At 36.6% G+C, this 22,948-nt stretch carries 14 protein-coding genes; all 14 read right to left on the bottom strand.

Going from position 1 to position 22,948, the window contains the following annotated elements; genetic code table 11:
• A partial coding sequence (locus RMR19_RS10160; RefSeq protein ID WP_310603382.1) for a glycoside hydrolase family 65 protein occupies positions 1-2,221 on the bottom strand: 2,221 nt, incomplete at its 3' end.
• A gap of 12 nt (positions 2,222-2,233) precedes the next feature.
• Positions 2,234-3,145 carry a carbohydrate ABC transporter permease gene (locus RMR19_RS10155; protein ID WP_310603381.1) on the bottom strand — a complete coding sequence of 304 codons (912 nt, stop codon included), beginning with the start codon at positions 3,143-3,145 and terminating at the stop codon, positions 2,234-2,236.
• A 12-nt stretch (positions 3,146-3,157) separates the two neighbouring features.
• Positions 3,158-4,039 (bottom strand): carbohydrate ABC transporter permease, encoded by an 882-nt coding sequence (locus tag RMR19_RS10150; protein ID WP_310603380.1) that lies wholly within the window; start codon positions 4,037-4,039, stop codon positions 3,158-3,160.
• A gap of 211 nt (positions 4,040-4,250) precedes the next feature.
• The gene (locus RMR19_RS10145) at positions 4,251-5,747 is read right to left on the bottom strand and encodes an ABC transporter substrate-binding protein (protein WP_310603379.1); all 1,497 of its coding nucleotides are present in this window, start codon (positions 5,745-5,747) and stop codon (positions 4,251-4,253) included.
• A gap of 586 nt (positions 5,748-6,333) precedes the next feature.
• Positions 6,334-7,005, bottom strand: a complete 672-nt coding sequence (locus RMR19_RS10140) for a flavodoxin family protein (protein ID WP_310603378.1) — start codon at positions 7,003-7,005, stop codon at positions 6,334-6,336.
• A gap of 105 nt (positions 7,006-7,110) precedes the next feature.
• A complete protein-coding gene (locus RMR19_RS10135; RefSeq protein ID WP_310603377.1) occupies positions 7,111-7,788 on the bottom strand; it encodes an SAM-dependent methyltransferase in 678 nt (225 codons plus the stop codon).
• Between the two features lie 199 nt (positions 7,789-7,987).
• The gene (locus RMR19_RS10130) at positions 7,988-11,746 is read right to left on the bottom strand and encodes an Ig-like domain-containing protein (protein WP_310603376.1); all 3,759 of its coding nucleotides are present in this window, start codon (positions 11,744-11,746) and stop codon (positions 7,988-7,990) included.
• Between the two features lie 22 nt (positions 11,747-11,768).
• Positions 11,769-13,556: a glycoside hydrolase family 2 protein gene (locus tag RMR19_RS10125; protein WP_310603375.1), complete on the bottom strand. Its 1,788-nt coding sequence runs from the start codon at positions 13,554-13,556 to the stop codon at positions 11,769-11,771.
• Positions 13,543-15,825 (bottom strand): GH36-type glycosyl hydrolase domain-containing protein, encoded by a 2,283-nt coding sequence (locus RMR19_RS10120; RefSeq protein WP_310603374.1) that lies wholly within the window; start codon positions 15,823-15,825, stop codon positions 13,543-13,545. The genes RMR19_RS10125 and RMR19_RS10120 overlap by 14 nt, the downstream gene beginning before the upstream one ends.
• Before the next feature lie 124 nt (positions 15,826-15,949).
• Entirely contained in the window at positions 15,950-16,795 is an 846-nt protein-coding gene (locus RMR19_RS10115) for a carbohydrate ABC transporter permease (RefSeq protein ID WP_310603373.1), read from the bottom strand.
• A gap of 10 nt (positions 16,796-16,805) precedes the next feature.
• Positions 16,806-17,792 (bottom strand): carbohydrate ABC transporter permease, encoded by a 987-nt coding sequence (locus RMR19_RS10110; protein ID WP_310603372.1) that lies wholly within the window; start codon positions 17,790-17,792, stop codon positions 16,806-16,808.
• Positions 17,793-17,806: 14 nt separating this feature from the next.
• A complete protein-coding gene (locus tag RMR19_RS10105; RefSeq protein WP_310603371.1) occupies positions 17,807-19,321 on the bottom strand; it encodes an ABC transporter substrate-binding protein in 1,515 nt (504 codons plus the stop codon).
• A 102-nt stretch (positions 19,322-19,423) separates the two neighbouring features.
• The gene (locus tag RMR19_RS10100; protein ID WP_310603370.1) at positions 19,424-21,010 is read right to left on the bottom strand and encodes a response regulator; all 1,587 of its coding nucleotides are present in this window, start codon (positions 21,008-21,010) and stop codon (positions 19,424-19,426) included.
• Complete coding sequence (locus RMR19_RS10095; protein WP_310603369.1) at positions 20,988-22,817, bottom strand: sensor histidine kinase; 1,830 nt, start codon at positions 22,815-22,817, stop codon at positions 20,988-20,990. Before RMR19_RS10095 ends, RMR19_RS10100 begins: the two co-directional genes overlap by 23 nt.
• Positions 22,818-22,948 lie beyond the last annotated feature (131 nt).

Raw genomic sequence — 22,948 nt, 5'->3', positions numbered from 1 at the left:
GTGTTGCAAGTCGAACCTTTTCTTTCTCCACCGCAATCGAAATTACTTGCTGCTGATAGGTAATATGGAATGAATAGCCTTCCCACTCTTTTGGAATTGATGGATTTAGTTCCAGATGCTCCCCATCGGAACGTAATCCGCCAAAACCATATACAATATTCAGCCAAGCTGCTGCAATTGAAGTGGTATGTAATCCTTGTGCTGTATTACGGTTGTAGTTATCGAGATCCATTCTTGTAGCAAACTGGAAGAAATCATAGGCTTCTTCGTGTTTTTTAAGTTGCGATGCTAATATCGAATGTACCGAAGGTGATAAAGAACTTTCATGAATACATTTTGGCTCATAGAACTCATAGTTTGCCTTTAATTCTTCTTCTGAGAAACCATGATTAAATAACAACATAAACATTAATACATCCGGTTGCTTTATCATATCATTCCTATAGATTCTGTCATACGACCAGTGGTCATATAATGGAAAATCCGCAATTGGAATCGCATCGATATCTACATGAGGTAATTCAAAGAATCCGTCATGCTGCTCATAGATTCCTGTCTTCTCATCCTTTGGAATATACATATGCTCCTGCATGCTATCCCAATCCGTAAGCTCTTTCTCTGAAATATGTAAGGTATCTTTCACTTTTTCATATTCATCTACTTTTGTACTCTTTAATTTTTCTAAAGACGATAACGTATACTCAAATGTAAACTTCGCCATATAATTCGTATAGCAGTTATGATTAATCATCATCTGGAATTCGTCAGGCCCCATAACGCTATAGTAGCCGTATTTGCTTTGATCTGCTGACCAGCTTCCCCTTGTCGCTAACATTCTGCATACTTCTACAAGCATCTCGATTCCACGCTCAAATACAAATGTTTCATCACCGGTAATCTTCTCATAAATCCAGATTCCATATGCAACTGCAGTAGATGCCTGCAATTGAAGACTTGCATGTTGCCATAGATTACAACATTCCCTTCCACTAATCGTTGCTATTGGATAGAAAGCTCCCTCACAATCTAACGCCATAGCTCTTCGCTTCGCTTCTGGTAATGTTACATAACGATATAGCAACAGATTCTTTGCCGCTTGCAGATTATTGAATAGGAAGAATGGTAAACAGTATGTTTCTGTATCCCAGAATGCATTTCCGTTATACGCTTCTCCTGTTAGGCCTTTTGCGCCAATGTTATTGCCCATTCTCGCCCCATGATATGTCTGGAACATCTGGAAAATACAGAATCGAATTCCTTGTTGGTTTTCCTCATCTCCATCAATTTGAATATCAGAACTCTTCCAAACTTGACTCCACCAATCTGCATTCTCTTCATACAAAGCGTCATAGGAAAGTGCTTTACAATCTGCTTCTACTGCATCGCATTCTTTCTGAAATTCCACTTCTTCTCCATCTGTTTTGTCACGGTAAACTACATTGTCTACAATTTTAGTCAGACTCACTGTTTCCTCTTGCTGTAGTTCGTATGCAAATGTATTGGTTAAAATCTTTGAATCTTCCATTTCATTTTGCACCACAGTAACTTGATTTGCTGAAGGTATCAGATGCATTCCTGTAAATACTTGCTGTTTCGTACTTAATGTACTTCCATGCATAGACAAGAAATCTTTCTCCTGTGCAACTTTCTCACAATCCCAAAAATTCTTTTGTCTGGATTGGTGAATGATAGAATAATCCATTCCTGCATCCATTTTTAATGTTCCTGCAAAATTCAAAGCCTTTACAGTAATTTTCTGTACTCCGATATGCGCATTTACCATAGACAAAAATCGTTCAAATGTTATCTCTACTTCTTTTCCTGTCTGTGTAATCCATACAAAACTTCTTGTAAGAACTCCTGTCTTCATATCTAGTACTCTTTGAAAATTACGGATATTTGATTTATTCGTATCTAAATACTCACCCTCAATTGAAATTCTTGTGTATAACCAATCTACACAATTTACCATAAATTCTGTCTGGTCAACAATTCCCTTATAGGAAGAACCCTCTAATTTTTCCGCTTCATATACGCCATTAAAGTAGCTTCCTACAAGTGTATCTCCTGAATATCCTTCTTCCTGATATCCACGAACACCCATATATTCATTTCCCAAAGAAAATATGGACTCTGCCACTTGGCTATAACTCTTATCAAATCCATCTTCAATCACTTTCCATGAATCTGTCTTAAAATACTTATCTGCTATCTTTCCCATGCTGTCCTCCTTCTATCCTTTTACCGCGCCTGCAGTTGCACCATCGGTAATCTGTTTTTGGAATACTGCGAATAATATAGTTGGAGGTATAATTGCGAATAATGCTGCACGTAATACACTAACTGCATCGGTTGGCGTATCATTGAATGAGAACAATTTTACCATAACGGTTTCCTTGCCTGAACCATTTAACACAAGGTATGGTAATAAGAAATCTGACCAAGCAGCTGTGATTGCAAAGATAACAACTACCATAATAATTGGCTTGGATAATGGTATCATAATACTGCTAAATACTTTCAATACGCCTGCTCCATCAAGTTTTGCCGCCTCCAAAAGTTCCTTTGGTATCTCTTGAAAGAATTCCTTGAAAAGAATGACATAGAATGCATTGGCACCAAATGCTAACCATAGTGGCAAGAACGAACTGCTTAGTCCTACCATGTTTATGTTTCGAAATACGGCAACAATGCTTGTTGTTGCAGGTATTAATAAACTCCACATAACTAAACCAAATGCTACCTTATATCCCTTTGGACGCAATATTGCAAAACCATATGCTAGTAAACCATTAAAAATCACTGCAAATACAACACTACCCGCCACGCTAATTAACGAATTCATATAATATTTCTGGAATTTTAGAGCATTCCATGTTGTTTTTATTTTAGAAAAGTCAAACTTTTTCGGTAAGATGCTTACCTCTCTTGTAAACTCCTTAATGTCTTTAAAACTAGCTAGGAATACCCATATAACAGGAAATATACTAACTAATACGAAGGCAAAACAGAGAATCATAATTAGAATACATAAAATCTTTACTTTTGTGGAGCGAACATCATATCCTCTAATTACACCGTCTTTTTTATCTTCATACTTATTAAAAAACCAGCCTTGCTTCTTTTTTACATTCTTTTTACTCATTCCTGTCACCTCCTATTCCTCAGATGATTTTGTAAGCTTCATATATAATCCACTTAATATTATCAATATAATACAAATCATAACCGACAATGCCGCTGCTGCTGGGAAATTAAAGTCTCTAAATGCATACTGATACATTAACATCATTAGTGATACACTTGCACCATTTGGTCCGCCATTCGTCATTACCATCGGTTCGTACATAATCTGGAACACGGAGATAACCTGAAGAATCAACATTGTTTTTGCAATTCCACCTACACTTGGTAACGTAATATGACGAATTCGTTTCCAAATAGTAGCTCCGTCCATTGTTGCTGCTTCATATAAGTCTGGACTGATTCCACTAATATTCGCCATATAAATCAGTGCCGTTGAACCCGCTCCCTTCCATGTCATTGTAATAATAATTAATGGAATGGTCCATTTCGGATTGGTTAGCCATGCTTGCGCATCAACACCTATTTTAGACAACAAGATATTAAGTACACCTGATTTTCCTGGAATAAAGAAATAACTCCAAATCCACACAGTTGCTAATCCTGGAACGATATTCGGAAAGTACACTCCTGTTCTAAAAAACCCTTTCAAATGTACGGTTTCCGATATTACTATACCTAAAATAATAGGTACTATAAATCCAATTACTAAAGACCATAATGTATATGAAAATGTATTTTTGAATGCTTTCGCAAATGTGGGATTTTTTAGTACCTTTATATAATTTTCAAATCCAACAAAACTCTTTATTTCATATCCAACTGCACTATGAAGTGAAAGTCTAATATTTTCTACAAGTGGTTCCCATACAAAGAAAGCAAACAAGATAAGTGTAGGCAACATTACTAACCAACCTATCATATCACTCTTTTTCCATTTCACTTTACCCTTCACTGCCAGACACCTCCTTGACGCGTTTGAATTCTTTATAGTGTTTCTATTTTTTCATTTGTCATGTAACTATTTATGTGCTGTTGCAATATACATTCTGACTACGTTATATTGTGATAGGCCTCACATACTATCTCAACATATGGCAGAGAAATTATATTTTGCAACAGCTTTTCTTACTTATTCTTAATGCTTTAAAACTACGTTACGTAAACTACTTTTTGTATTGCTCATCTAATAAAACTTGATAGTTACTGTTTGCTTTTTCTAAAAGAGTTGCTACATCGGCATTCTTATCGGTAAGTACTGCCTGCATTACATTTGTTAATGCTTCATACATATCTTGTGTTAAACCTGGTTCTTCTACACGTAAACCATCAGTAGATGTAGCGTCAAAGTAAGACCCAAACATCTTGGCATCTACGTTTTGATATTCTTTTACTACGCTAAGTTGTGCATCAATATAGGCTTGATCTGTCCAGCATGGGAATGGTTGAATTACAGGAACACCATTATCAACTCTTGTTTGTGCATCTGCCTTTAAGCCTGCAATAACATTGTCATTAACTTCTGGAGCTTTACCCATGATTTCTAAGAAATCAAGTGCTGCATCAATTTCTTCTGGTGTTGCATCCTTAGAGAACATATATGGTGTACCACCGTATAAAGAGAATTGACCACCATCTGCTGCTGGGATTGGACAAATTGCTACTTTATCAACTGGTAAGCCGTTTACTTGTGTAGGTTGTGCTATCGCATCATTTGCTCCAATATACATTGCTGCGTTACCTGTTCCAAGTTGAGTAAATCCAGTTCCCCAATCTTCATTCGTTGGGTTTGCTGTTAATACATCATAATCCCACTTTAATGATTTCACATATTCCATTGCTTTGATTGCTTCTGGTGAATTTAAGTTTGCTGTATATGTACCGTCTTCGTTTGGTGTACATAATGTTGCACCGAACGCCCATGCGATATTTGAGAAATGCCATCCACCTGCATTATCTTTTGCAAGTAGGCAAAGTCCTGCAGAACCTGTTTTCTCTTTGATTGTCTTTGCGGTTTCAGCAAGTTCCGTCCAAGTTTTTGGATAGATTGGATAACCATCTGCATCAACAAGACCAGCTTCTTCGAATAGTTCAACGTTCAACATAAGGCCAAGTGCATATCCATCTCTAGGAATACCATAAACTCTTCCATTCTCATCAGAAAGTAATTCTCGAATCGCTGGATTCATCTTATCTAACCAACCACGTGCTACTAATTGATCTGTAATATCTGCTACTGCTTCTGCCTTAATTAATTTTTGAGGTTCTGTAAACCATGTTTCAAAAATAGTTGGACAATTTCCAGCTTGCACTCGTGGCATAAATGTATTTGACTCATATTTAAAATACGCAGGTTTATATGTTACATTCGGTTTTTCTTTTTTCATTGTTTCAACATAACCCTCAAACACTTTGATATTATCTGTAAGTGTATCCTCTGGCCAAATACCAAGTGTTACCGTTACTGGCTGTGCTGTTGGCTCTGTTGTTGTTTCATCTTTTGCAACATCCTTTGTTGTATCAGCAGTGTTCGTAGTATCATTCACTGTTGTAGGTGTTGTGTTCTTTCCCCCTTGGTTATCATTCTTTTGACAACCTACCATTAAGTTTGCAGCCATTGTTGCAACAAGTACTGCGCTAAGTAATTTCTTGTTCTTTCTCATAAATCTTCTCCCTTCAAACATTGGTTTTAAAGTTCACGTTATGCCTTCTTGCGTAATAAGTTATTCGTAAATTAATCCCCTTACGAAATACCCACTAGTTTTGCAATCTTTTCATGTACTAGTTTTACAATAGGTTTAACGTTAAACTAATAATAACACTAGTGATTTTGTTTGTCAAGTAACTATTTTTTATTATTTTTCTGTTGCTTTTGTATAGATTACATAAAATCTATTCAAGATTTCCCTATTATCATTCTCTCTTCCCGTAATTTATTGCTATTCTTCTTCTTTTCCCTTGCAAAACACACCCTGTTTTGGATTGTTATTTACAATACTTTTACTATAGTTCTCCTTGTTTTTGTGATATTTGAGCTATTATTTTGCTATATCTAGTTTAACGTCACACCTTGTAGTACTAGTACTCTATTTCAGTACAACACATTTCTTGCTTTGTGTCTGTATTCGATTTGTCCATCAAGCAGAAAGAGCAACCACTTATTCCGTGATTGCTCTTTCTGCAAGTTTCTATGAAGCGATATAGGAACTGATACAATTCCAAAAAGTTATCCTATAGGATGAAAGAAATCTACATTCCCAAAAACTGCACATATTCCTGTATAGTCATAAGTGGCATAGAAAGTTGTTCCTGCGTTGTTTCACACACTTCACCTACTGTAGCCATCTCATAACCAGCTTGCTCTACTACATTCAGGTATTCTGCTACCACTTCTTGTACAGATTCTTTTTTGGTTTTTAATAGCTTCCCACAATTTCGGTAAATTTCTAAGCTTGGATTACAGCAAGAAAATGCTGCTTTAATAATTGCAAAATTATTTTCCCCTGGAAACCCACAATTCGAAATTGCTACATACTTCTGTACTCGTTTCTCTGAGTCAATCATATCAAAGTTGCCTTCACTCTGTGTAATCAGTGGACTCTTTAGTGGCACCAATCTATCCACAAAGTTCTTGAGAAGTGCCGTCATATTCCACGAATATACTGGTGAACCAAAGCAAACCACATCTGCTGACTGGTAGGCACGAAGTAGCTTTTCCATATCATCATGCATCACACACTTTCCAGGCGATTGAAACCAACAGGCAAAGCACCCTTGACACTGATTAATCTTGTATTCAGACAATTGATAATTTTCCACCTGCGCTCCACCACGTTTTGCACCATTTAAAAACGCTTCTATAATACGGTTCGTAGCACTATTTACCCCTGCTGGACTACCGTTAAATGCTATAAATTTCATCTAAAAATCCTCCTATTTCTTTTCTATCATTATATAGGATATCAGGAATTTAACGCAATCAACGCTCCGTAGAGTTTACAGGTCAATAACAATTTCTTAAACTCATTATTTCTTGATAACAAGCAGTTTATTTCCACCCTTTTGGAACTCGTATTCTGTGTCTCGAATCTCTACTGTATACTTTTCTTTAAAGTATTGAATTACATCTTGAATCATTTCAGAATCCTCTCCTGCTAAGTCGAGTAATGGAAAAATTCTTACTTCCTTGCAAACTCGAAGCATCTCTGAAATTGCTTGAATATGAAAATCATATCCAAGAGCCGTATACATTAATAGAAAGTGTGAACTTAATCCAATATCAAATGTATTATCTTCTATCGATAGCCCTTCTGGTAACTCATGATATATGTATCGTTTTTCTTGCTTTCCTTTTTCATAATCTTCTAAAAACACTTTCATGGCAGACATACGGATATCCTCAAGCTCGTCCAAATTCTTTATATTTGTCCACACAAAGCTATCTGTATTCTCCTCCATCTGTTTCATAACTGTAACTCTTGTTTCTTCAATTCGTTGTTGCAATTGTTCTTTCGTAAATTGATAAATGGGATCAAATGAAGTAACGGAATATCCCTTTTGTGTTGCTTCATAATTGAAACTTGCTGGTCCGTCACCGAAACCCGCTATCTTCTTTGAGATATCACTCTCATCTAGTTGAAACATCATCTGATATTCTTCTAAATTTCTCCCCCATGGTACTACGTTGTTTAATTGAAATGCCATTTTAAATTCTCCCCTTTCTAAATTTATACAGAGTATCATATCACAGTGGGGACAAAAAATAAACTACTTTTTCCAGTCTTCCACACATTCCGCTCATAATTCGCTCATTAAAATGAGTGAATTAATGAGCGGAATATATAACAGAAAAAGCCGAATGATTTCCCTGCTTGAAAATCATTCGACTCCTATTTAGAAATATTTATTTTACAGTAACTTTGCAGGTAGCCTTTTTACCATTTGCTGTTGTAACAGTAATTGTTACGCTTCCTTTCTTCACTGCAGTAACAACTCCGTTTTTGTCCACAGTTGCTACTTTCTTATTAGAGCTACTCCAAGTAATCTTATCCGTTGCATTCGCACTCAATGTTGCCACTAACTGTTGATAAGCACCTACTTTAAGAGAAAGAGTTTTCTTGTTTAGCTTTATACTTGTGGCTTTCTGTGTTGCTTTTACAACTGTTACTTTACAAGTTGCCTTCTTACCACTGGCAGTTTTCACCGTAATTGTTGCTGTTCCAGTTTTTACTGCTGTTATCTTTCCTTTTTTATCAACTGTAGCAATTTTACTATTTGAAGAACTCCATGTAACACCATCTGTTGTATCTATCGGCAATATTGTTGCTGTTAATGTTATACTACTTCCTTTTTTCAAGTTCATCTTTTGAGTTATGAATACTTTCGATGCTGGAACAGTAACAGTAACCTTACAAGTAGCTTTCTTGCCATTAGCAGTTGTCGCTGTAATTGTTACACTTCCTGTTTTAATGGCTTTAACTACACCCTTGCTTACAGTTGCAATTGAAGTATTGCTTGACTTCCATGTTACAGCAGCATCAACACTATTCGCTGGTGTTACATTTGCAGTTAACGTGTATGTTTTTCCTTTTACGATTTCTACCGTTGTTTTATTGAGCTTAATTTGTTCCGCATGTATTTCCTTTGGTTCATTTGTTCCACCTGAGCTATCTGTTCCTCCTGCACCATTTGTTCCACCTGAGCCATCTGTTCCTCCTGCGCCATTTGTTCCACCTGAGCCGTCCGTTCCTCCTGCGCCATTTGTTCCGCCTGAGCCGTCCGTTCCACCTGAGCCATTTGTTCCGCCTGAGCCGTCCGTTGTATTATCTTTAATTTGAGCGATACTTTCTGTTTGCAATATTCTGCCACAAACCGTACACTCCTTATGTTTGCTTCCACTGCTTTGTGTTGTTGCCTGTTTGTCAATAATCCAGTCACTCTCTACATGTGATGCTATATCTGCCTTTTCACCACAAGTACAAGTATGCCAGTGGTCTTGGGCATCACTTGACCATGCTGTATCATAGTTATGCTCGCTATGTAGCTCCATAGTACCGTCTGCTTTTACCATCACTAGTAAGGACTTGCCATCTTTACTAAGTTCTATTGGACAATCGTATTTCACACCATCTAATTCTACAGTTACGGTATGATTTCCCAAAAAGGCTCTAGTTGAATAGATTCCATCACTATTTGTTGTACCACTTTCGTTTGTCCACCATTCATCATATACTAAATCCATCCATGCTTGACCGTTTGGTTTTAGATTAAAGTCTTTATCAAACATTGCTGCTTTTGGCTGATACATACAACCTTCCCAGAATCCCCATGTAGTGATAGATGTTACTGCTTCTTCACTAAATACTGCTATCATGAAATCTCTTGTAAATTGTGCTTGAAGCTCAGCATCATCATCTTCATAAGTAAATTCTGTAATCTCAATTTCTTTTCCTAACGTAGAAAAACGATCTATTATATTAATTATTTCCACTGGGGAGATTAAACTAACATGTCCTTGAATTCCGATCGTTGTCATTGGAGCACCATTATCTACTAAATATTTGCAAAGATTATAGTGATAATCTTGATGACCAGAATCTCTTGATAAGATACCATAATCATTGTAAGTTAACTTCGCTTCTGGATCAGCATCATGAGCATCATTAAACCAATCAACCAATGCATCATATCCGCCCAAACGATCTGACCAGTCATGAGCTGTCATGTTCTCATTAACAACATCCCAATTGTAGATCTGTCCTTTGTATTTATTCACATAAGTTTCAATGTGATTTTTTGTCCATTCTCGAAGTGCTGCTATCCCATCGGCGGTGTTTGCTGTCAATACTGATTTATTTGGCAAGTCAGTTTTAATTCCATACATATCTACGTTATTTAAACGGCTATCCTGTCCATAGATAAGTACATGTCCACGAACATCAATGTCCCTCTGACTAAAATGACTTAGCCAATTATCAACCTCTACCTGACGGTTTGCATCGGTAATGTAATTGCTCTTTAATGCATTTTCAAAGCCTGCTCGATTATGTGCAATTTGGTCAAATGCATCTATATACTTTTGCTTTGTTGTTTCAGACATTTTACTGTAATCATCTACATTAACAATCGTACCAAAACCAAATTCATGGCGAGTCTGCTCTACACTTACTTTAGCATCTTCAATTGCTACTCCTTGTTCATTAACAACTTGAACGGAAACATCAGCTTTTCTTATCTCCTCAATACGTTCTAAGGCATCTTTTCTCCACTGAGCATCTTCTTCGATACCCGCATACGTTTTCTTCATTACTGGGAATTCTTCTATAGCAAATTCCTTTCCGAAATTAATTACACATACATCGGCAATTTCTAACTCTTGAACTGCATTTGCTAGTTGGAATACCCACGTACCATCTTTCGAATCACTAGAAGCTGCTGGCGCTGCAACTGCTCCAAAGAATTGAACCCAATCATCCTCATCATCGGCATTGATATAGCTAGTTATATCAAAGTTAGTAGATGCACTACGATCTGGTCTGATTCGTGTATTCGTTGTAACAAACATTGCTTCTTTATTTGTTACCGAACTAATGCCTCTTATTTTACAGGTAAAGAATAAAATATCATCTTTTGCTATTTTCTTTGTTTTATCAAAGTTAAAGTAAACCTGTGCATTCCATGCCAATGCTCCTAACTCTGTTGATTTTACATAAAGTGCTTTGCTAAAACTTTGATTACTTACGTCTACTTGATTTACAATAAAGTTTCCAGCATTGATATTTCCTTGATATTCCACTTCATATGCACCTGCTGATGTAATTTCAGGGTAGGTAACAAGTTTTCCTTTTCCCTCATTGTACATCTGTAGGATTTCTGCGTATGTGTAAGAATTAAGCTCCTTATCTCCTCCAGAACCACCAGAATTATCATCAGGGTTATTTTTTGGTACACCAGTTACATCTTCTGGCATCAAGTCAGTGGAAACTTTGAATGCATCCTGACCTAGATTAAGAACCATTACATCAGCAATTTCTAATTGTTGTATTGCACCTGCAAGTTGGAAAATCCATGCTCCGTCTTTATCGCTTCGCGAATTTACTGTAGATACCATTGAACCATATAACTGCACCCACTCATCTTCTCCAGCGCCTGCTTCATAACCTCTAAAATCAAATTCCTTAGATGTGTTATCATAATCTGGACGAATTCTTGTCTTTGCTGCTACATACATTGGATCGGTATTTGTCTCTGAGCTGATTGCCTTAACTTTACAACTAAAAAACAAAATATCTCCGCTTTTTATTTCCTTAGTTTTGTCTAACAAATAAGTCAATTGAGCATCATATGCGTTTGATGAACTAGCAGTTGTCGTTACCCTAAGTGCCTCATTAAACTCTTGACCAGTCACAGTTACCTTTTCAACTTTAAAAGTGTCATTACTCATTGGACTTGACGCAGCACTGTAGTATGTAGGTCCATTCTCAAGCGTATCATAATTTACCTTCTCACCTTTTCCCTCTTGGTACATCTGCATCATTTCATCAAATGTATATACTGTCGGTACTTCTGCTGCTTTTAGGTTTGATAATGGTAAACATGTAATCAGTAAAACAATTGATAATATACTTGAAATTATTCTTTTCATCGACATTATTTTCTTCATAGAACCTCTCCTCTTATATGTATTATTGCTCTAATTTTTTAAGTTCCAAATAGAATTTTTGTAATACTGCAAATGCCATCTTTCTATATTTCTTGTCTGCAGAACACAATCCTTTTCGATTGTAATATTTCTGAATAAAGCTTGTTCTACGTGGGCAACGGAAGTCATATAGAATCCATGGTGTCATGCCTTTGATATAACTGATCTTCTCTAGCGTTTCCAATTGTTGCTCATAAACATATGCCTGACATTCCTCAGTACCTTTGTCCGTAATTGTTCCATGGTGCTCTGGCAAGGCATCTGCACCAAACTCTGTAATGATAACTGGTTTCTTTGGGTTACTATTCGCCATTAACTCTGGTAGCTTTTCAAAATCTGGTGTGTACCAACCACAATATTCATTGATACCAATCACATCGAGATATTCAATCAAACGATCTGCAATCACATTTTTTTCACTATCAACTAAACAAGCTGCCGATACCAATCTGGTTTCATCCTCTTTATGAGCACACTGAGCCAATCTGCTCATAAAACTTAATCGTTCATCTGTATCTGCATTTTCATTTCCTACCGACCAGATAATAACACTTGCACGATTCCAGTCACGGTTTATTAACTCTAGTAACTGATTGCTTGCATCTTCATACGTTTTGTCGCGTTCAAAACGGATAGCCCAGTATACCGGAATCTCTTCCCATAAAAGCATACCCATCTCATCAGCAAGCTTAGCCATCTTTTCGTGATGAGGGTAGTGTGCAATTCGCATAAAGTTACAACCCAATTCCTTGGCAATTTTTATATTTTCAATTCTTTCCTCATCCGTTAATGCCTTACCATTTTCAATACTTTCTTCATGACAACTGATACCTCGTAAGAAAAGCGGCTTTCCGTTTAATACAATGTCTCTCCCCATTACTTTAATTTCTCGGAAGCCAATATTGTCACTAACCGTATCTTCTAAGCATGTAGCTGTCACTGTATATAACTTTGGCTCATCTGGTGACCACAACTTTGGTTCTGCTTCTATTACTACCATACCAATACCATTTTCAATTGCAATCTGTTCCTTAATTCCTAGTTCCTTAATTGTAAACTCTGCTGTTGTAGTAATTTGCTTTGATAGTTCTACCTTCACACTGATATTTCCATATGTACCATCTGGTACAAGTGCTACACGGAATGTTTTAATATGTGTGTTTGGCAAGCGAATTAATTCGATGTCACGATAGATACCACCATAGTTAAACCAGTCCGTATTTTCCGTTGGCACTTGTTCTGCTCTTCTCGTACTATCAACAACAAGAATCATACGGTTTTCTTTTTTTAATGCTTCGGTAATATTAAAATATGCTGGTGTAGAGCCACCTCGATGCATTCCCACATATTCACCATTCAAAAACACTCGACATAAATAGTTAGCAGCTCCGATCTTTAAAACCACTTCCTCTTCTGCCTTTATATCAAAAGAGAATTTCCTTGTAAAAACCATGCTGCCATCATATATTAAGTATTCTTTTGCTACGGTATTCCAACACGATGGGAGCTGCATAGTCGGCCACTCATCAAAGGAATAATCTAATGGAAATGTATTGCCACTCTCATCATAATACCTCTCCTTAAACCATTGCTGTCTTAAACAAGTATCATATTGGTCAACAGCATATTGCCATTCACCATTTAACAACTCTTTTTTTCTGCCACCATCAAACACCATAGTTCCGACATTGGCATGTTTTCCTTCATACTGCTCGGTATAGTCTTCTAGATGAATGTCTGACATATAAATTTTAGGTTTATCTGTATTCATACTTATACTCCATTTCTATCTTGTAAGTCTTGTCTTGTTCATAAGGTAACAGCTCGTTTTCATATGGAATGCCATCAACACAAAGTTTATTTTCATTTCCTCGTATTATCGTAATCTGATAGATAGCATCTCGATATCTTTTTTCACAAGCTACTTTCTTCCAGTCATGTGGTAAACATGGTTGTATCTTGATTCCATCAACAGTTGCTTTTACACCAAGCAATTCTTCGATTAACAGCATTAACATCCATGCCACCGTACCTGTTCCATAATGTCTACTTGATCTACCAAAATTGGCGGAGTCCTTTAAACCATAATAATAGTTTGCAAGATAAATTGGTAACTGCGTATTCATTTCTGGAGGATTGTTCGGATTTGTCGGAAGGGTTTGCCATAATGTCTCATAAAGACCATCACCACTACCGATTCGTGCTTGAGCATAAGCTAAAAACATGGATGCATGGCAGTATACCGAACCGTTTTCTGTTGTTCCTGATTTCTTCACACTGATACGTCCCCAGTGTTCATCCCATGCTTCAAATGGTGGATATAATAGTAATGGTCCAAATGGTGTCGCCAAATTACTTTGAATCGTTTCCATCAAGATTTTCGTTCTATGCTCGTCCGCTACCCCAGACATAATCGCCCAAGACTGCGTATTAAGAAACAAACGATCTTCCTCACTTCCAAGCAACGTTCCATCATCATGGATAGCAGCGGCATACCATTTCTCACACCAAGCTGATGTGTTAATTGCTACTTTCATCTTAGCTATCGCTTGAGATATCTCATCATAACCTTCTCTATCTACAGCTTCAAGATAAGGAAGGAATAACTTTGCTGCATAGACAGTAGCCATAGAAAGCCATACGGATTCGCCTTCTCCATCCCTTCCAGCTCCATTCATTGGGTCGTTCCAATCACCATCACCAATGAGGCAAAGACCGTGTTTACCCACATTTTTGGTCAAATAAATAAGAGCCACTTTTAAATGCTCCCATACACTGCCACAACTTCCGTCTGCATATCCTATTTGTCTCTCTAGTAGCTCCCTGCTTCCACACTGACGAATTAACGCCTCTGTGCAAATCACTAACCAAACTGGCCCATCGGTATGTGTTAACAGACATAGCCCTCTCGGAGGTGCTCCAGTTGTGTCATGCCACTGTTGAATAAATCCATTCGAATTCTGTAATTTCATTACGTCTAAAATATATGTTTCTGCTTTTTCAGGTTGAATCATTGCATATCCTAGTGCATCTTGAAGCTGATTTCGTACAGGGCAATAAGAACTGCCTCGATTCTGTCTGGTCAACAGAGTGATTTGTTTCTTCAACCAGTAATTTCCGAATGCATTCAGGTTCTTATCTGGAGTTTCAAGATAGAATCCTGCTATTGCCTCTTTCCAGTAACTGTCCGTTTCTGCTTCTGCTTGTTGAATCGCCTTCTGATCAAATACATCTTTTCTAGCAATTATCTCTGCTTTGTCAAGTGCTGCTCCTGCTTCCAGATGCAATGTAACCTTTTCTCCTGCTGGAATCGTTATATCGAATGAAAATGCTCCACAGAAGTCTTCTGCTTCACCTTTTATTCCACTTAGTTTTCCGTTTTTAACTCCATCAGGAATTGCGTTTTCTCCTTGATTGCCAAAGAAACGCATCTTACTCATCTCACAAGAATTTGGTGTTTGACTAGGAAAAACGTAATAATATGCTTTTTGTGTCTCTACTTTTTCTTTTTCCTCATACAACGTATGGTATGGAAATGCATACTTTACAATCACTTCTGCATCTGCATCATAAACACATTCACCACCCATTACACCATGATCATCAAATCCAAATATGGAATATAATGATATTTCTCTTGCTTCATTTCCTGCGTTATATAGTGTTACTGACCATATCTCACGACTCTCGTTTGGTGTAACCATTACCTGAATGCTTGTCTCAATTCCTTGCTGTCTAGATTTCAATTCCGTTGTCCAAATGCCATGGACACAGGAATAGGAATCTGGCTTTTTTGCTAATGGTATATAATTAGGATTCCATACTTCACCAGATTCCCTGTCGGCTAGATAAAAATAACGATAATCACTGATACATTTTCTTCTGTTATAATCCTCTACTAGATAACCAGCACCTTGTAAAGTCTGACTGACTTCCAGATAATATGAATCATTATACAAGCAATTGCTCCAAGGTGCTGGTGTCAATGGTGTTACAATTTCATACTTCTTTCCATCCTCTATGAATCTTCCGTATTCCATATGGTTTACACCCATGCATATCACAAGCTTGCTTGTGATACTGCCCAAATAAATACAGTTGAAAGAATCAACAAAATGCATGGGCTCCTTTACTTTTATTTTCTTTCAACTTTACTCTTATGCTCTACATTTTTACTGCACCTTCAGTGACACCAGCGATTACCCATTTACTAGTTAATACATATACTACAACTACTGGTATGATGGACAAGCCAGCTCCGGCTAATAGCAGACCCCATTCCGTTGCCGCCTCACCAGTAGAATCCTTTAATGCAATAACAGCTACTACTAATGGTTGAATCTTAGTGTTGGTAAATGTCATAACATATGGCCAGAAGAAATCATTCCAGATACGGTTAAAGAAGATAACTGAAAATGTTCCTATCATTGGCTTTGCTAATGGAACTCCAATAAAGAAGAAACGTTGATATAAACTACAGCCATCTAAGGAAGCTGCTTCATCAATTGCTTGTCCTTGGCTTCGAAAATATGCTTCAAAAATAAATACTTCCGCTCCTGCTGTCGTTACTGTTCCTAAAATTATTGATAATCGAGTTCCCATGATTCCCATGGAACGGATAATTTCTAATTTAGGATACAAAGTCATCGGTCCTAATGCCACAAACATTGTTGCCAGTATTAAAAAACGAAGCACTTTCTTTCCTGCAAAATCTTGATGAGCTAGACAAAATCCTAATACACATACATTAAACATAGATATTACAGTTCCTACAGTCGCATAGATAGCACTATTTCCTATATACGCGAAAAAGTTTGCTTCTTTAAAGGCTCTAACATAATTACTCCATACCACTTTTTTAGGAAAAAAGCTGCTTCCCGTCAAAAGCTCTGACACGGGTTTTAATGAGCCCATAATACTGAACAAAATCGGGAATATTACAATGATACTGACTAGGATTAAAAAGACATATATCCCACCTGTTTTTATTTTTTTTATGTTTTTTCTCATATTCACGACCTCAATCATATTGCATTTTTTCAGTTATCGTATTATAGATTGCCGTTATAATTCCAACAATGACAGCTGAGACAACAGCTACTGCTGCACCCATTCCATACTGTGCTGTTGTTCCACTTGGGAAGAATAAGTTGTAGATATACATAAAGGTAAGTTCTGTTCCGTGATTTGGTCCACCCTTAGTCAACACAAAATAGGAACCCATAGCTTTCAAACAACCTACTAGAGAAAGCATAATTATTACCTGACTCATTCTTGACATCATTGGTATTGTTATGTAAAACAATCGTTGCGCCTCGTTAGCTCCATCTATGCTAGCACTTTCATACACATCTTTTGGAATATTTGTTAATCCAGCAATGAAAAACAACATATTTAAACCAAAATAAATCCATGAGTCAGCTAAGATACCAATTAAAAAGGCACTGTTTTTATTCGCCAAAAGTGAAAAATTCTGAGTGATTACTCCAAGTTGGCTCAAGTACTTTGTTAAAATACCGTTAAATGGATTTAACATAATACCAAATACCATAAAGATTGCAAAACTCGGTAAAATCTGTGGCATGTAAAACAATGTTTTAAAGAAGTTTCGTCCTTTTACTTTGCTAGTTACTAATAACGCACAAGCAAATGACAGAGGAATTTCAATTAATGTCTTTATTACTGCATATCCTAACGTTCTTCCCCATGATGACCAATAGACTGCAAAGGGATTTCCCGATTCACTGAAGATGGCTTTAAAATCAAATATTTTTTTGAAGTTATCGAAACCTACGAATATCGGAATTGTAGTTCCATCATAATTATACAAACAATATTTTAGTGCCCATATAATTGGGTATATTCCCATTACCAAAAACAAAATCAATGTAGGTGTTAGAAGGAGGTACGTTGGTACACTCCTCCTTAATTTTTTTTTCCTGTCTGAACGTTGATTTTGTTTACTGGCAGTCAAAGCATATTCTTTTTTTCCAGTTTTCATATTCATCACATTCCACTTTCTTAATTCTGTAATGCTTTCCATTCATCAGCAGTTAAGTATTTTATATTTTCAGCTTGGATTGGCTTAGTTGGATCAAAGTTTTCAATTGACATAATTTTTCCTTGGAAACCAATCTGTGCATCTGATACATCAGATTTCTTTTCATCAATTTTAGCTTGATCATAAAGCCCTGTATTATAGCGAGTAGATAAATCAGCTAACGTACTATCAATATCCATATCTGGAACAGAAATAAGATATGCCATTGTTGTTGCCTCACTATCACCTGTAATTTGAACCCCTAGATTAATGCTAGATACCTGTACCATATCCTCGCTTGGACTATAGCTAACCCATTGTGGATAAGCAGACTCTGGTTTGCTTTTAGCAGCTTCTAAAGCCCATGGTAATACAGACATATCTGTAGCCTTAGAAAGTAATTCTGATTGATAGTCTTCGCTTAACATAAACTCTACAAATTTAGCCGCTGCTTCTTTATGCTTACTAGATGATGACAACATATAGTTTGCTTGATCACGTAAACACATTGCACCTTTATTCTCTCCGCTCATTGCAGTTGGCCAATCAAATACATCCCAATCACAAGTTGCTTCAAATTGATCATTAATGGCTGCACAATCCCAAGAAACAGATGGAATAATTCCAATACGACCCGCAGCAAAATGTGCTCTAAGGCTATCATTATCTAATGTTTCTGCTCCTGGGAACGTAATTCCTTCTGCAATCATCGTTCTAAACATTTCGATATATGGTTTCATATAAGTAAAGTCATAGGCATTTTTTTGGAAATCATAACCCATTTTATAAAATCCTTCATAAGCACCAATTGGTTCTACAATATATGGAACAGCCGAACCAGTACCAGCACTGCTTAAACCAAATCCGTAGTAATCTCCATTTCCTGCTTCAGTAATCTTCTTTGCACATTCATACACTTCATCCCAAGTTGTTGGTAATTCGGTAATTCCTGCTGCATCAAATAGATCTTTGTTATAAGCCATCTTGTAGGTTTTAGCACCCCATACAAAAGCATATGTATTCCAATCGCCACCTACTTCAACCTTATAAGTATATGGGTCGATTTTTGCTTTGAAATCATCTGATAAATAGTTATCCCATGGCTCAATCCAGCCATTGCTTAATGCTTCTGTTAAATCATTTACTCCATGAAGGACATCTGGTGCTTGACCTGATAGAATAGCTGTTTTTAATGCTGTTTGCCATTCTCCAGTTTTTAATACCACTTCTACTGTTATATTGTCTTCATTCGTTTGATTAAATTTCTCAACCATTGGTTCAATAACGCTCATCGAACCAGATGTCCATGTAAAGTATTGAATTGTTACTGGTTTCTTTTCCGTCGTTGTTTTTTCTGTTGTTTCTGTTTTTGTCGTCTCGCTTGCTGATGTGTTTGCAGTATTGCCTCCATTCGCATTATCTGTTTTTCCACATCCCCATAGCATCGTAACCGCTGTTACTACTGCCAATATCGCACTGAGTTTTCTTTTTTTCATTATCTATATCCTCCTTGTTTTGTTGATAAGCTAAGTTTAGCAGACCTCAATGTCAAAAACTTATGCTGGAGGTTTAAAAACTTCCACTTTGTTGTTCAATACTTATTTTTCATAATATTTCTTATACACTTGTGACAGATAGCGACCATCTTTATAGCCTAGCATTAAAGCAATCTGATTCAGATTATACGTTCCGGCATCTATCATTTCCTTTGCCTGCTCCATCTTTACACGTACAACATAATCCTTAAAATTTTCCCCACTTTCCTTAAACAGAAAACTCAAGTAATTTGGACTGACATAGACACTATCTGCCACGGTTATTAGCGATACATCTTTCGAAATATTCTGCTTAATGTATTTTTGCGCCTTTTCAATAATACCTTCATTGCGGAGAATGCGATTCTGATTAATATCTTCTGTCAGACGAATAACAACCATACTAACCTTGTTCTCCAACTCACTCAAGGTTGTACAATTCATTTTTCTCCGTAAATCTTCCGATAAACCTTCCAGTTCAAGAAGTAAGTTACTCTCACCATCAACTGCCTTGATTCCCATAAATCGAAGTAAGTAGCTAATAAAAGCAGTAATTTTTTCAAATATAAATTCTTGTCCCAATGCTGAAAACTGTCCTAACAACTGGAAATATTGCTCCATTTGCTGATTCACTCCAACAATATCTCCAGCCTTAATACACTCTGCCAGTTCCTCTTCCTTGCCCAGCAGTATCAACCAATCTTTATGATCTTCTTTTTCAATATCACCGATGTAGATAACACTTCCCTGTCCCATAAAGAAACGATAAGCAAGTGCATCCTCTGCTTCCTTATAGACCTTTGACAAATATCGAATGTTCTTGACAAATCTTCCGATTCCCAGACTTACGAAATGCCCTGTTCTAGCTACCATTTCCTTTTGTATTCGTATCGCTTTCCCCTGTAGATAAGGCAGAATCTCCTTTGCAGATAGATTCTCTGGATAGTTTAAGATAATTACCATTCGGTCTTTTAAATCTTCAAATACAACACATTGGTATTCTTCCCGTACAATCTCATAGCAGAGTTCTCTAAGCTGCAACATGGCAATTCTCGACTGCATCCGTTTTTCTGCTTCCATATCCATCTCGCATAGTAAGACAGCAATATTTTTCGTATCTAAATCAATGTTTAAAAATTCAAATTGTCCTTGGATATGTTCCTCTTCATATTCCATTCCAACTAAAAGTTGATTCATGTACTGTTCTCGCAGAATTGGAGTACTTTGCTCTAATTTCTTCTGTAGTCGCTCCTCCTCCGCTAGTCGTTTTCGCTCTGTTTCTATTTCATCACATACTTTTGATAATACTTCAATTAACTTTTCGATTTTTGCTGGCTTCAACAGATAATCACTGGCTTTATACTGCATTGCCTTCTTTACAAATTCAAATTCTTCATGACCAGACAGCAAAATTACTCTAATTTGCGGATACTGCTCATACACTCGCTTTGTCAACTCAATTCCGTCCATAATCGGCATCACAACATCTGTTAGGATAATATCAGGTTGATTGATTGCTATCTGCTCTAACGCTTCTTTTCCATTACTAACTGCACCACTAATTTCTATATTGTATTTTTCCCAATCTCCAACCAGACATATTCCTTCTCGTAAGATTGTCTCATCCTCAACGACTAACATTTTCATCATATTTAACTTCCTCCTTAAATTCAAATGGAAATCTTATCTGCACGCGTGTTCCCTGTTCCACACTTGTATCAAACGCAATATTATGTTTATTTCCTGAATATAGATAGATTCTTTCTCTGACATTTCCTATAGCATAACCGTGTTCACCACGTTCTATTTGCCTGCTGTCGTTTAATGTTTCAAGTAAGTCTTTGTCCATACCTATTCCATTATCTTCAATGAAAAAAATAATATCTTCTTCCTCTCTGATAACTGATATTCGTATCTTCCCTTGATAATTAACTGATTGAAAGCCATGAATCAATGTATTCTCAACAAATGGTTGTAGTATCAGCTTAGGTACATTGCTCTCCTCTACATTTGAATCTATTGTTATCTCATAATCAAATTTTTCATCCATTCGGACTCTTTGTATCTCCAAATACTTCTGTACATGTTCGGTCTCTTTTTTTACTGTTGTAATATCTTCTCCTTTATTCAAGCTAAGACGGAAAAAGTCGGCTAAATCGGCAATTATATTGGCAATGTTATCCTGTCTCTCCATCTTCGCCAGCCAATACACCATATCTAACGTGTTATACAAAAAATGAGGATTAATCTGTGCTTGGAGTGCTTTCTGTTGTTCCACATTCTTTTGTTTTTCTATACTTTTTACTTCCGTTAGCAACGTTGATACTCGATGCATCAATTCAGAGAATTTATTCCCAAGGTAAGCAATCTCATCCTCATATTTTGTTTCAAATACTACCTCCATATTATTTTCAATTGCTTCATCCATCGATTTCGCCAACAACCGTATCGGTTTCGTCACTGTCCGAGAAATAAAGGAGGCAATTAAAAATACCACCACTACTGCTAAAGTAAACATAACGACAGCAACCTTTCTAATCTGCCCAGCTTGTTGATATAAGATATTCATGTTATAGATATAAACGATACTCCAATCCGCAATATCCATTTGCCGCATATGAATACCAGCTCGGTTTTTTTCAAAATTTCCTTGATAGCCTTGAGATACATAGTCCTCAATCTCATTAATTAACTCTGAACGTTCTTCCTCTGACATCCAATCCATTGCCCCCTCACGGACAACGATTTTACCGTTTTGATCAATAATTAGGACGCTCACCTGTCTTTCTATCGCTTCTTCACTAATAACATTTCGCAGATATTTCTTTTTTAATGAGAACACTAACGTACTATAGTCCTCATCATCTTCTGACAGGTAGCCAACACTTGGATAATTGGATTTACCATTATCCAAAAAATAAAAGGAGCGCAACATATGAAATTGCCCATTGTCTACTTCCATATTCCGATACAAAATCTTATTTTTATTTTTCATACAATCAGAATAGTTTGTTGTCTTCTGGAATTGTTCAAACGTCATCTGATAACGATATTCACTCGAAAATACCTGACCATCACTAGTATATAAATTAATAGCATCAATAATATCGTGGTTTCGCATCTTCAGCTCTGCAAGATATATTTGAAAATCATTGTTCAGTTTTAGCCGTGTCCCCTTATCCATTTCACTCTTTTGACTCCCTAAATATAATTGAAGAAATTGTTTATCATCAAACACATTGATGTATTCATCATTAACTAACTCTATTCGAGCACTAATCGTCTGCTCTAAATACGCAAGTGAATCCTGAAGGATAGAGTCTTCCTTATGTTTTAGTAAATTGACATTAAAATAATAGGTATAAAACGTTATTCCCCCCATTAGTACAAGAACAAATATTGTGTACAAATATATAATTCTTGTTTTTAATGATTGCTTCAAAAATTTTTTTCTCATTCTTATCAAACCCCCATTTTTATTTTCGTCACTATTCACATGCAATATCCTACAAGGTGCTTTTGTGAATGCAGCGAAGCGAATAATAAATGATTTTCAGCTTTGCATCCCATATAATGATTTTATCATTA

This window comes from Anaerosporobacter sp. (assembly GCF_031551385.1).
Taxonomy (GTDB): Bacteria; Bacillota; Clostridia; order Lachnospirales; family Lachnospiraceae; genus Anaerosporobacter.
Note: the sequence above shows the minus strand (reverse complement) of the source record. Positions and strands in the feature narration are given on the sequence as shown.

Excerpts from the sequence above, each read along its gene's own strand:
- RMR19_RS10115 (WP_310603373.1), bottom strand. The coding sequence starts at position 16,795 with ATGAGAAAAAACATAAAAAAAATAAAAACAGGTGGGATATATGTCTTT.
- RMR19_RS10155 (WP_310603381.1), bottom strand. The coding sequence starts at position 3,145 with ATGAGTAAAAAGAATGTAAAAAAGAAGCAAGGCTGGTTTTTTAATAAG.
- RMR19_RS10105 (WP_310603371.1), bottom strand. The coding sequence starts at position 19,321 with ATGAAAAAAAGAAAACTCAGTGCGATATTGGCAGTAGTAACAGCGGTT.
- RMR19_RS10130 (WP_310603376.1), bottom strand. The coding sequence starts at position 11,746 with ATGAAGAAAATAATGTCGATGAAAAGAATAATTTCAAGTATATTATCA.
- RMR19_RS10125 (WP_310603375.1), bottom strand. The coding sequence starts at position 13,556 with ATGAATACAGATAAACCTAAAATTTATATGTCAGACATTCATCTAGAA.
- RMR19_RS10145 (WP_310603379.1), bottom strand. The coding sequence starts at position 5,747 with ATGAGAAAGAACAAGAAATTACTTAGCGCAGTACTTGTTGCAACAATG.
- RMR19_RS10100 (WP_310603370.1), bottom strand. The coding sequence starts at position 21,010 with ATGATGAAAATGTTAGTCGTTGAGGATGAGACAATCTTACGAGAAGGA.
- RMR19_RS10140 (WP_310603378.1), bottom strand. The coding sequence starts at position 7,005 with ATGAAATTTATAGCATTTAACGGTAGTCCAGCAGGGGTAAATAGTGCT.
- RMR19_RS10135 (WP_310603377.1), bottom strand. The coding sequence starts at position 7,788 with ATGGCATTTCAATTAAACAACGTAGTACCATGGGGGAGAAATTTAGAA.
- RMR19_RS10120 (WP_310603374.1), bottom strand. The coding sequence starts at position 15,825 with ATGGAATACGGAAGATTCATAGAGGATGGAAAGAAGTATGAAATTGTA.
- RMR19_RS10110 (WP_310603372.1), bottom strand. The coding sequence starts at position 17,792 with ATGAATATGAAAACTGGAAAAAAAGAATATGCTTTGACTGCCAGTAAA.
- RMR19_RS10095 (WP_310603369.1), bottom strand. The coding sequence starts at position 22,817 with ATGAGAAAAAAATTTTTGAAGCAATCATTAAAAACAAGAATTATATAT.